8 protein-coding genes are annotated in these 11978 nt (G+C 66.5%); 6 read left to right on the top strand and 2 right to left on the bottom strand.

The window, feature by feature from the left end:
- From efeU to QOH60_RS16990, 6 genes are all read left to right on the top strand, one after another.
- Positions 1-754, top strand: a 754-nt coding sequence (efeU, locus tag QOH60_RS17015; RefSeq protein WP_526422429.1) for an iron uptake transporter permease EfeU, incomplete at its 5' end; no start/stop codon positions are given.
- Between the two features lie 29 nt (positions 755-783).
- Positions 784-1914 carry an iron uptake system protein EfeO gene (gene efeO / locus QOH60_RS17010; RefSeq protein WP_526422441.1) on the top strand — a complete coding sequence of 377 codons (1131 nt, stop codon included), beginning with the start codon at positions 784-786 and terminating at the stop codon, positions 1912-1914.
- On the top strand, positions 1895-3217 hold the full coding sequence (gene efeB, locus QOH60_RS17005) for an iron uptake transporter deferrochelatase/peroxidase subunit (RefSeq protein ID WP_526422427.1): 1323 nt from the start codon (positions 1895-1897) through the stop codon (positions 3215-3217). The genes efeO and efeB overlap by 20 nt, the downstream gene beginning before the upstream one ends.
- Before the next feature lie 207 nt (positions 3218-3424).
- Complete coding sequence (locus tag QOH60_RS17000; RefSeq protein ID WP_526422439.1) at positions 3425-4606, top strand: LLM class flavin-dependent oxidoreductase; 1182 nt, start codon at positions 3425-3427, stop codon at positions 4604-4606.
- Positions 4603-5955, top strand: coding sequence for an NtaA/DmoA family FMN-dependent monooxygenase (locus QOH60_RS16995; RefSeq protein ID WP_526422425.1), 1353 nt, complete (start codon positions 4603-4605; stop codon positions 5953-5955). The genes QOH60_RS17000 and QOH60_RS16995 overlap by 4 nt, the downstream gene beginning before the upstream one ends.
- Entirely contained in the window at positions 5952-7121 is a 1170-nt protein-coding gene (locus tag QOH60_RS16990) for an LLM class flavin-dependent oxidoreductase (RefSeq protein ID WP_526422424.1), read from the top strand. The genes QOH60_RS16995 and QOH60_RS16990 overlap by 4 nt, the downstream gene beginning before the upstream one ends.
- Before the next feature lie 21 nt (positions 7122-7142).
- On the opposite strand, the gene QOH60_RS16985 is transcribed toward QOH60_RS16990, so the two are convergent.
- Together QOH60_RS16985 and mfd are read right to left on the bottom strand one after the other, a co-directional pair.
- Positions 7143-8288 (bottom strand): nucleoside triphosphate pyrophosphohydrolase, encoded by a 1146-nt coding sequence (locus QOH60_RS16985; RefSeq protein ID WP_526422422.1) that lies wholly within the window; start codon positions 8286-8288, stop codon positions 7143-7145.
- Between the two features lie 4 nt (positions 8289-8292).
- On the bottom strand, positions 8293-11925 hold the full coding sequence (gene mfd / locus QOH60_RS16980; protein ID WP_526422420.1) for a transcription-repair coupling factor: 3633 nt from the start codon (positions 11923-11925) through the stop codon (positions 8293-8295).
- Positions 11926-11978 lie beyond the last annotated feature (53 nt).

Below are 11978 nucleotides of genomic sequence, written 5' to 3'. Positions count from 1 at the left end.
GATCAAATGGGTCTGGCTCGGCGTCGCGGCCGCGCTCGCGATGACGCTCGGCGTGTTCTTCGTGATCGAGTACAGCGCCTACACCGTCAGTGACCTCGGCGCCGAGGCCATCGCCGGGATCGCCTCCCTGGTCGCGGTAGCGATCGTGACGACGATGGTGCTGTGGATGAAGAAAGCCGCCGCATCGATGTCCGGCGAGTTGCGCGCCGGGATGGCGAGGGCACTCGACGCCGGCCCGCTTGCCGTGTTGGTTTTGGCCTTTCTCGCGGTCGGGCGCGAAGGCGTCGAGACCGCATTGTTCATGGTCGGCTATGCCGAAGCCGAAACCGCCTGGCCGCTGCTCGGCTTGCTGATCGGCGTGCTGATCGCCGCGGGCATCGCCTATGCGATGTACCTCGGTGCGATCCGCATCAACCTCGCCAAGTTCTTCAAGTACACCGGTGTCTTCTTGATCCTCGTCGCTGCGGGAATCCTCGGCTACGGCGTGCACGCCCTGCAGACGGTCGGTTGGCTGCCCAACCCAGGCGGTAAGGCCTTCGATATCACGGGCTGGTTCGACTGGTCGTCGTGGTACGGCGAAATGATCCAGGGGATCTTCAACATCAAGCCCGACCCGACCTGTCTGCAGGTGATCTGCTACGTCGTCTATGTCGTCGTCGTCCTCGCGCTGTTCTTGCGTCCCACGAGGCCGACTGCCACCAAGGGCGCCGAATCGTCGTCGTCATCTCCCACACCCGAAAGGTCCACCACGTGAAGGTTTCTCGCGTCAGTTCCACGACGGCCATGGCCATTGCTGTGTTGGCTGCTGTGGCGCTGGCCGGCTGCACCGCCAAGCAAGAGAACAAAGGCGGAGGGGCTGCGGCTGGTCCATCGGAGATCACCGTCAAGGCGACGGACACCACATGCGAGGTGTCCAAGTCCGATGCCAGCACTGGCACAAGCACTTTCGTGATCACCAACAACGGCAGCAAGGTGACCGAGTTCTACGTCTACGGCGAGGGTGATCGAGTGATGGGCGAGGTGGAGAATATCGCTCCCACCCTGACCCGCAAGCTCGTCGTGAACCTCAGTGATCCTGGCAAGTACCAAACCGCCTGCAAGCCAGGCATGGTCGGTGACGGAATCCGCCACGACTTCAACGTCACTGGAGAAAAGATCAACATCAGCACCGAGGGCCAGTTCGCCGCCGCGTCGGACAACTACAAGTCGTACCTCGGTGCTCAGACCGATGCGCTGGTGGGCGCGACGCAGCAGTTCGTGGACGCAGTCAAAAAGGGCGACATCAACGCCGCGAAGGCCCAATTCCCCACCGCACGTGCCTTTTACGAGCGGATCGAGCCGGTGGCCGAGTCGTTCCCCAATGATCTCGATCCGCGAATCGACCTTCGAGAGGCCGACCTGGAGCCAGGTCAGAAGTGGACGGGCTTCCACCGGCTGGAGAAGGATCTGTGGGTCACTGGCCCGCAACCGGACACCAACGCGATCGCTGATCAGCTTGTCGCCGACGTGAAGGAGCTGAACGACGGCGTGAAGGCGCCTGATTTCAAGATCGACTCCACCCAGATCGCCGGCGGCGCCCAGGGTCTGCTCGACGAAATCGCGAGAAGCAAGATCACTGGCGAGGAGGACACGTTTAGCCACACCGACCTGTGGGACTTCCACGCTAACGTCGACGGATCCAAAGAGGCGGTGGCGTCGGTCAGGACGATCCTCGACGCTCGCGATTCGGCGCTCGGTAAGCGCGTCGATGAGCAGTTCGCCGCGGTGTTCAATCTGTTGAACACATACCGTCAGGGCGACGGCTTCGTGTTCTACGACAAGGTCACTGACCCGCAGCGGCAAGAGCTTTCGCGGGCGATCGACGCGCTGTCCGAAGAGGTGAGCCAGGTGCAAGGTGCCGTCGCGCCAAAGTAGTGACCCGGTAGGTGAGACTGCCCCCACGCAGACACGTGAGGGCATCTCCCGTCGTCGGCTGATGGGCGCGGCGGGCGTGACGGCAGCGGTGGTTAGTGCCGCCGGGGCCGGTACGCTCGCGGGCCGAGCATCGGCTGCGGCCAGCCAGCCCGGCACCGCCCACAAGCCCGTGCCGTTCCGAGGCGAACGCCAGGCCGGTATTGTCACCGCGGCGCAAGATCGCATGCACTTCTGCACGTTCGACGTGACCACAGACAAGCGCGCCGACGTTGTCGCGATGCTCAAGCAATGGACCGCAGTGGCTGAGAGGATGACGCTCGGCGACCAGACGGTACCCGGCGGAGCGGTCGACGGAAATCCTTATGCGCCACCGGCAGACACCGGTGAGGCGCTCGGGCTTCCCGCTTCTCAACTGACGTTGACCATCGGGTTCGGACCGTCGTTCTTCGTCAAGGACGGCAAGGACCGGTTCGGCATCGCCGACCAGAAGCCCGGGCCGCTTGCCGACCTGCCGAAGTTCCCGAACGAGACCATGGATCCGGCGCGGTGCGGCGGCGACATCGTCGTGCAGGCGTGCGCGAACGACCCGCAGGTGGCCGTACACGCGATCCGCAACCTCGCGCGGGTCGCGTTCGGCACTGCTGCCGTCCGATACTCGCAGTTGGGTTTCGGACGCACGTCGTCGACCACCCGCGATCAATCCACTCCGCGAAACCTGTTCGGCTTCAAGGACGGAACGAACAACCTGAAGTCGGATCAGACCGATCTGCTCGACAGTGATGTCTGGGTGGCCGACGGTGACGGTCCGCGCTGGATGACCGGCGGTACCTACCTGATATCGCGGCGAATCCGGATGCGCATCGAGAATTGGGACCGCACAACGCTGCTCGAACAGGAGCGGGTGATCGGACGCCAGAAGGGCAGCGGCGCCCCCAACGGCCTGACCGACGAGTTCGAGGAACTCAATCTCGACATCAAGGACGACAAAGACACCCTGCTGATTGACGTCGACGCCCACGTTCGTCTTGCGTCGCACCAGCACCTGAACGGCGTCCGGATTCTGCGCCGCGGCTACAACTTCACCGACGGCTCCGACGGCTTCGGCCATCTGGATGCCGGGTTGTTCTTCATCGCGTTCGTCCGCAATCCCGCCAAGCAGTTCATTCCCATGCAGGCTGAACTGTCGCGCAAGGACGCGCTCAACGAGTACATCACCCACACCGGCACGGCGGTGTTCGCATGTCCGCCGGGGCTGCCGGAAAACGACAGCTCTGCCTACTGGGGTTCGACGCTGTTCGGCTGACTGTTCGACGCGTTGAACCTGGGCTCACCGTGATTGAAAATGCGCGTGCCCGGTGAGCTGGTCATAGTTGAGGGGCAGCGGCCACCCGTCGCCGCGCGGGGAATGATGCGGCTTGCCGGGAGTGTTACAAACGATCATGCCGTCCCTGTGCCGTTGAGAAAGCCGAGTCCGTCCGTGCCGCACACCCCACGCCCGATTCATCTGGCGATCGCGCTCGACGGCGCCGGGTGGCATCCCGCGGCATGGCGCGACGCCGAGGCCCGCCCGCAGGACCTGTTCACAGCGCGGTATTGGACCGATCTGATCATCGCATCCGAGCGGGCGCTGATCGACTTCGTCACGATCGAAGACGGCCTGGGCATGCAGTCGGATCACCACTGGAAACCCGATAACCGCACCGATCGGGTACGCGGACGACTTGATGCGGTCCTCATCGCCGCGCGCGTCGGACCTCTCACGAGCAACATCGGGCTGATTCCGTCCGTGATCGCCACCCATACCGAGCCGTTCCACGTGTCGAAGGCGATCGCCACACTTGACTACGTCACCTCCGGACGGGCGGGGGTCCGAGTGCAGGTCTCGCCGCGAGCTGACGTCGCAGCACATTTCGGCAGGCGCGTACTCGCGCCACTTGCCGTGAACGGTGAGGCGCACAAGGGCAACTCCGATCTTCTCGCCGAAGCACACGACTACGTCGAGGTCCTGCGCCGGTTGTGGGACAGTTGGGAGGATGACGCCGAGATTCGTGATGTCGCCACAGGCCGGTTCATTGATCGAAACAAGCTGCACTACATCGACTTTGCGGGCGCCTATTTTTCGGTGAAGGGGCCTTCGATCACGCCGCGACCCCCGCAGGGCCAGCCGATTGTCACCGCTCTGGGCCACGTCGATTCCGTGTACCGCTTCATCGCCGCCAGTGCTGACGTCGGCTTCATCACGCCGCGCAGTACCTCAGACGTTGTGACGATCACCGACACCGTCTCCTCGTACCGAACCGAGCTGTGCCCGGACGACCCGACGGTGCGCGTCTTCGCCGATGTGGTGGCGTTCCTCGGCGACACCACTGATGCCGCGGCCTCGCGGCGCGCCCGCCTCGATGATCTAGCTGGCAGCGAATTTACGAGCGACGCACTGATTTTCACGGGCACGGCCGCGGAACTAGCCGATCTTGTCGCCGAATGGCAGGGCGCCGGCGTGGCGGGGATTCGGCTGCGTCCGGCCACCATTCCGCATGATCTGCACTACATCACCACGGGCCTGGTACCCGAGCTGCAACGGCGGGGGCTGTTCCGGACGGCGTATGAGGCCGCGACGTTGCGGGGCCTGCTCGGGCTTGGCCGGCCTGACAACCGCTACGTCACCACATCGAACCAACGGGGCAGCCGATGACCCAGCCCAGCAAGCAGATTCATCTCGCTGCGCACTTTCCTGGTGTGAACAACACCACGGTGTGGAGTGATCCTGCCGCAGGCAGCCACATCGAGTTCAGCTCGTTCGTCCGCTTCGCGCAGACCGCGGAGCGCGGAAAGTTCGACTTTCTTTTCCTCGCAGAGGGATTGCGGCTGCGCGAGCAGGGCGGCCAGATCTACGATCTCGACGTCGTCGGGCGGCCCGACACCTTCACCGTTCTGGCAGCGCTGGCCGCGGTGACCGAGAGACTCGGCCTCACCGGAACCATCAATTCCACTTTCAACGAGCCGTACGAGGTCGCCCGCCAGTTCGCCAGCCTCGACCACCTGTCTGATGGCCGCGCGGCCTGGAACGTAGTGACGTCGTGGGATGCCTTCACAGGAGAGAACTTTCGCCGGGGCGGCTTCCTACCCGAGGATCAACGGTACGCACGCGCCGAGAGCTTCCTGCGCGCCACCCACACGCTGTTCGACTCCTGGCGCGACGGCCAGATCGTCGCCGACAAGTCCAGCGGTATCTTCCTCTCCGACGCCGATGCCGGTGCATTCGCGATCCGCGACGACCAATTCGACATCGCCGGCCGATTCAACGTGCCCCGCAGCCCGCAGGGCAGGCCCGTCATCTTCCAGGCAGGCGACTCCGATCAGGGCCGCGAGTTCGCCGCTGCCGCAGCCGATGCGATCTTCTCCAGGCACGGCACGCTGGCGGACGGCCAGGCGTTCTACACCGACGTGAAGGGCAGGCTCGCCAAGTACGGCAGGCGCCACGAGGACCTTCTGGTGCTTCCAGCTGCGACCTTCGTGCTCGGCGATACCGATGCGGAGGCTGCCGAGATCGCCCGCGACGTACGGCTCATGCAGGTGTCGCCGCAGACCGCGATCAAATTCCTCGAGCAGCTCTGGAATCGCGATCTCTCCGACCATGATCCCGACGGACCACTGCCTGACGTCGACCCGATCGTCGGAGAGAACACCGTCGCGAGGGGTCGGGCCAGCGTGCGCATGCACCGTGACCCGATTGCCGTCGCCAACCAGTGGCGCGCCAAGGCGACCGCCGAGAACCTGACCACCCGGGAGCTGATCGTCGAGGTCACCGGCCGGCAAACGTTCGTCGGCTCTGCGCGCACCGTTGCCGACAGCATCAACGAACTGGTCCAGGCTGACGCGAGCGATGGCTTCATCCTCGTCCCCCACATCACTCCGGGTGGGTTGGACCGTTTCGTCGATGACGTAGTGCCCCTGCTGCAGGAGCGCGGTGTCTTCCGGTCCGAGTACCAGGGCACCACATTGCGCGAAAACCTCGGCCTGTCAACCGTGTCCGCGCAATGACGGCCTCGAACGTCCCGCTGTCGATCCTGGACCTCTCGCCGATCAGCGAGGGCAGCACCGGCGCGACCGCGTTACGCAACTCGGTCGACCTCGCCCAGCGCGCGGAGCGCTGGGGGTATCGGCGTTTCTGGCTCGCCGAACATCACTTCGTCGCAGCGGCCAGTTCCCGTCCCGCGATTGTCGCCACCGAAATCGCCGCTGCGACATCGACAATCCACGTCGGCACCGGGGCAGTCCAACTGGGGCAGACCACCGCGGTCGAGGTCGTCGAAACCTTCGCAATCCTGGCGTCGTTTCACCCAGGCCGCATCGATCTCGGCGTGGGACGGTCCAGCACCCGTCGGCGCGACACGGGCCGGCCGCCTCCGCCACAAACCGCGCCGAGCTGGCGCAAGATCGACGGCGTCGTGATACCTCCGCCGTTCGATCCGTCGGCGCTGATGGAGAGTGCACGGATCAAAACCCAAGGGGCAGCACTCATCCAGCCGAATGCCGAGCCCCAGGCATTCGCTGACCAGGTCGCCGACATCGAGGCGATGCTGACCGGGTCATATCGCCCTGACGGGCACGAGCTGCACGTCGCCGCTGCTGAAGACGCAGGCTTGACACCGTGGATCTTTGGCAGCAGCAAGGGAGAAAGTGCGCGCGTGGCCGGTGAACGCGGCCTGCCATTCGTTGCGAGCTACCACATCACTCCCGGCACTGCGCTGGACGCGGTCGCGGTCTACCGCGACCACTTCCGCCCGTCGCGCCACCTCGAGCGACCGTACGTCGTCGTCTCAGCCGATGTGGTCGTCGCGGAAGACAACGAAACGGCGCAGCACCTGGCGTCGAGCTACGGGCACTGGGTGTACTCGATCCGCAGTGGGGCGGGCGCCATCCCCTATCCCGACCCCGACCGGTGCGCACCCCTGACCGACGAACAGCGTGCCCTGGTGGAAGACCGCACCGCGACGCAATTGGTGGGCGATCCAGAGAACGTTGCACAACGGCTGCACGACCTTCAGCGGTTCACGGACGCAGACGAACTCGTCATCACGTCAGTGGCGTACGCGCACCAGGACCGACTGCGCTCACACGAGTTGCTCGCCCAGCGTTGGGGTCTGAGTCCCGGCGAATGCTCTCCCAAGACCATGACACGTTCCGGCTCCGTCAACTTTGGCTGACGCCCGCGGGAAGCACACCGACTACTGAGGTTCGTTGTTGTTGGGCTGACCGTTCAACGCGACGTCGACGACGACGGGCTCGTCCTCGGCGGTCTGCGCGGGCGAGGGTTCGGGAACTTCGACGGGCGACGGCTCGGGAACCTCGGCCGGCCCAGGTTCGGGGATGTGGCCAGGGGACGGTTCAGGAGTGGCATCGGGCGCCGGGTCCGGAGGCGGCGCGGGCTCCGTTGCCACCGGCCAGGCGGCGCGCCACTCTTCCTCACTGATCGAGCCGAGGACCGCACTGTCGAGTTCCTCGGGGACGTCGGTACCGCGTCGTGTGGCCGCGATGGTTCTCTCCGCTATCTGCACCATGTCCATAAATTCCAAAACCTCACTACGCAAAGAGTTTTCGGCATCAAGCTCGGCCGCTACCGTCACCGTCGTCATCGCCGCGGGAATCAAGTCCGCGGGCAGCCCCGCATCGGTGACCCGGCCGATGACCTTCTGCGCCAGCGCCAGCGCCGGCTGACCTGTGGGCACGCCGTCGAGACACGACCCCCGGGATTTCACCGCCCGCTCCTGGGCCTTGCGCTCGTCCCATTCGGCGATCTGTTGCTCCAGCGAAATCTGTTGGCCCGCAATCACTCCGGGCACGCGGTTGCCGAGCTTGCGCAGCAGCGCGTCGGCGACGTCGTCGATCGTGAACGGGTGCTGCGGTGCGTCCTCGGCGATCCGGGCATGGAACAGCACCTGCAGCAACACGTCCCCGAGCTCGTCGCGCAGATCGTCGGCGTTGCCCCCGCGCACCGCGTCGAACAGCTCGTAGGTCTCCTCGAGAAGATAGCGGCGAAGCGAGTCGTGCGTCTGCTCGCTTTCCCACGGGCCGTCGGAGCGCAGCTTGTCCATCAGCGCGACCGCGTCGATCAACCGCTCACCGCGCTGTGCGGACGGTGCGGCGATCACGTTCTCACCGGCGGCCACTCTCTCGATGACGGCGGGGTGCTCCGGATCCGACGACAGCAAGACCGGCACGTCGGAACCGTCGAACACCGGCCGGGCCGATGGCAGCGACCACGGCACCTTCGGCGGTATCTCCTCGGTGTAGACGAGCTCGCCCACGAGCAGCTCGATCGCCTCGACCGGCACCATGGACGGGCGGCGAGGGTCGACCAGGATCACTGTCATCGCGCTACACCCCCTCGTCGCTGGCGCCGTTTAGCCCGCTGACCTTGGTTATATCAGCACTTCGTCCGGGGTTTCCAACGAGCGCGGCCACCAGATCGGCGACCATTTGCACCAAGTCGAGATCACGGATCCGTTCAGCGGCCACCCCGGTACCGGCCCGGGGGATCGGCACCTGGACCGCAGACGCCGTCGCCCGGTAGCGCGCCGACGGGTACAGCCGCTTCAGGCGCAGTTGCTGGGAGTCCGCCAGCACCAACGGCGCCAGCCGCAGCGTCGTACCCGCCGTGGTCACCTCGGTGACGCCGAACTCACGGCACAGCAAACGCAGCCGGGCCATGGCCACCAACCGCAAGGCGGGCTCGGGCAGCGGCCCATAGCGATCGATCAGTTCCTCGATCACGCCACGGACCCCGTCCTCGTCCGCCGCGGCGGCCAGCCGCCTGTAGGCCTCCAGGCGCAGCCTGTCGCTGGCGATGTAATCCGGGGGCAGGTTGGCGTCGACCGGCAGATCGATCCGGACCTCTTTCGGCTCCTCGGGAGTACTGACAGTGAGGCCATCGGCGGCCGCGCGGTACGCCTCGACCGCTTCCCCGACCAACCGCACGTACAGGTCGAAGCCGACGCCGGCGACGTGTCCGGACTGCTCGACACCGAGCACATTGCCCGCGCCGCGGATCTCGAGGTCCTTCATCGCGACGGCCATCCCCGCGCCGAGCTCGTTGTTCTGGGCGATCGTCGCGAGCCGGTCATACGCCGTCTCGGTGAGCGGCACCTCGGGCGGATAGAGGAAGTAGGCGTAGCCGCGTTCGCGGCTGCGGCCCACGCGCCCGCGGAGCTGGTGCAGTTGCGAGAGGCCGAAAGTGTCGGAGCGCTCAACGATCAGCGTGTTGGCGTTGGAGATGTCCAGCCCGGTCTCGACGATCGTGGTGCAGACGAGGATGTCGAACTCGCGGTTCCAGAAGCCCTCGACCGTGCGCTCCAGGAGTTCCTCGGGCATCTGCCCGTGAGCAACGACGACCCTCGCCTCGGGCACCAGCGCCTGCACGCGTGCCGCCGCCTGGTCGATGGAGGCGACCCGGTTGTGGATGTAGAACGCCTGCCCGTCGCGAAGCAGCTCGCGGCGCAGCGCGGCGGCGATCTGCTTGTCGTCGTGCGGGCCGACGTACGTCAGCACCGGGTAGCGCTCCTCGGGCGGCGTCAAGATCGTCGACATCTCGCGGATGCCGGCCAGGCTCATCTCCAGCGTGCGCGGGATCGGGGTGGCGCTCATCGTCAGGACGTCGACATGGGTGCGCAGGCTTTTGATGTGCTCCTTGTGTTCGACGCCGAACCGCTGCTCCTCGTCGACCACGACCAGACCGAGGTCCTTCCACCGCACGGCGGTCTGCAGCAGCCGGTGCGTGCCGATCACGATGTCGACCGTGCCGACGGCCATCCCTTCGAGCACCGCTTTCGACTCCGTCGTGCCGGTGAACCGGGACAGCGCCTTCACCCGCACCGGGAACCCGGCCATCCGCTCGCTGAACGTCTGCAGATGCTGGTCGGCCAGCAGCGTCGTCGGCACCAGGACAGCGACCTGCTTGCCGTCCTGGACCGCCTTGAACGCCGCCCGGACCGAGATCTCCGTCTTGCCGTATCCCACGTCACCGCAGATCACCCGGTCCATGGGGATCGGCTTCTGCATATCGGATTTGACCTCGGTGATCGCGGTGAGCTGGTCGACGGTCTCGGTGAAGCCGAACGCGTCCTCCATCTCGGCCTGCCAGGGGGTATCGGGACCGAACGCGAAGCCGGGCGAGGCCTGCCGCTTGGCGTACAGCGCCACCAGCTCCCGCGCGATGTCGGCGACGGCCCTGCGCGCCTTGGTCTTGGTGTTGGCCCAGTCGCTGCCCCCGAGCCGCGACAGGGCGGGCGATTCACCCCCGACGTAGCGCGACAGCTGGTCGAGCGAGTCCATCGGGACGTACAACTTGTCGGTCTGCTTGTCCGCGCCGCGCCTGGTCGACGCGTACTCGAGCACCAGATATTCGCGCCGAGCGCCGCCGACCGTGCGTTCCACCATCTCCACGAAGCGCCCGATGCCGTGCTGATCGTGCACCACAAGATCGCCCGCAGTCAGCGCCAGCGGATCGACCACGTAGCGGCGCTTGGCCGCCAGCCGCTTGCCGTCAGTCACCGCCACGCGGCTGCCGGTCAGGTCGGTCTCGGTGATGATGACGAGGTTGGTCCCGGGCAGCACGATGCCGTCGTGCAACGGGCCCTTGAGGACGCCGACGACGCCAGGTCCGGGCGCCTGCCCGGATTCCAGACAGACGGCCGCGACGTCGGCGTCTTTCAGCTGCTCGACGAGCCGGTGCGCGGTCCCGGTGCCGGGTGCAACGACGGCCGCGGTCCCCCCGGTGGTGACGTGTGCGCGCAGCATCGCGAAGATCTCGTCGATGTTGTGCTGCTGGCCCCGCGCCGACGGCGCCGCGCGCATGTCGAGCAGGTCGGCGTCCGGGCTGGCGAGCTGGCTCAGCGTCCACCACGGATGCTCGGCCTCGACGGCCGCCGCGCGCACGTCGCCGAGGTCGAGGAATCCGGCCACCCCGAAGGCTTGAAGATCAATCGGCGCGTCGCTTCCGAGCGCAGCCGTCGACCACGACGCCTCAAGGAATTCCTGACCGGTCTTGATCAGGTCGGCGGCGCGGGAGCGGACCTTCTCCGGGTCGCAGACCAGGACCGGCATGCCGGGCGGGAGATGCTCCGTCAGCAACGTGAGGTCGCGCCCGCCCAGTACGGGCATCAGCGCTTCCATTCCGTCGACCGGAATTCCGTCGGCGAGCTTGGCCAGCATCTCGCCGACGCTGCCGATCGAGCTGACCGGCGTGGGGGCGCTTGCCGCCAGCTCGGCGGCCCGCGCGCGGACCTGGTCGGTGAGCAGGAATTCGCGGCATGCCAGCGCAATGACCGTGTCGACCTCGATTTCGGGAATCGACCGCTGGTCGGCGACGGCGAACATCCGCATCTCGCTGACCTCGTCGCCCCAGAATTCGACCCGGACCGGGTGCTCGGCCGTCGGCGGAAAGACGTCGATGATTCCGCCACGCACGGCGAACTCGCCGCGCTTGCCGACCATGTCAACGCGGGTGTAGGCCAGTTCGACCAGCCTCGCGACCACGTCATCGAAATCGAGCTCGGCGCCCAGGGCGAACGTGACGGGCTCGATCTGGGCGAGGTCGGCGGCCATCGGCTGCAACAGCGAACGCACCGTCGTCACCACCACCTGAAGCGGCGGCCCCAGGCGAGCATCGTCAGGGAAGGCGAGCCGCCGCAGCACGGCCAGGCGGGCGCCGACGGTGTCGACGCCAGGCGACAGCCGCTCGTGCGGCAGGGTCTCCCAGTTCGGGAACAGCACCGCGGCGTCGCCGAACACCCCGCGCAGCTCGGCGGCCAGGTCGTCGGCCTCGCGGCCCGTCGCGGCCACCACCAGAAGCGGGCCGGCCTGCGCGAGTGCGGACGCGACGAACGGGCGCGCCCCGGACGGTCCGACCAGCGCGCGCTCAGGCGAACTAGCGGCGGCGCGCCGGGCGAGGTCGCCCAGTGTAGGGTCGCGCAGCGCCAGGTTGACGAGCCCCGCGACGGGGGTGTCGATCATGATCATTCCATTCTAAGGGGCAGCCGAAACCCTTGCGGCCGTGACCAATACCG

The sequence above is a fragment of the Mycobacterium sp. genome, from assembly GCF_032159765.1.
In the GTDB taxonomy this organism is placed as follows: Bacteria; Actinomycetota; Actinomycetes; order Mycobacteriales; family Mycobacteriaceae; genus Mycobacterium.
The sequence above is the reverse complement of the archived record's forward strand: the minus strand, read 5'-3'. Positions and strand labels throughout refer to the sequence as shown.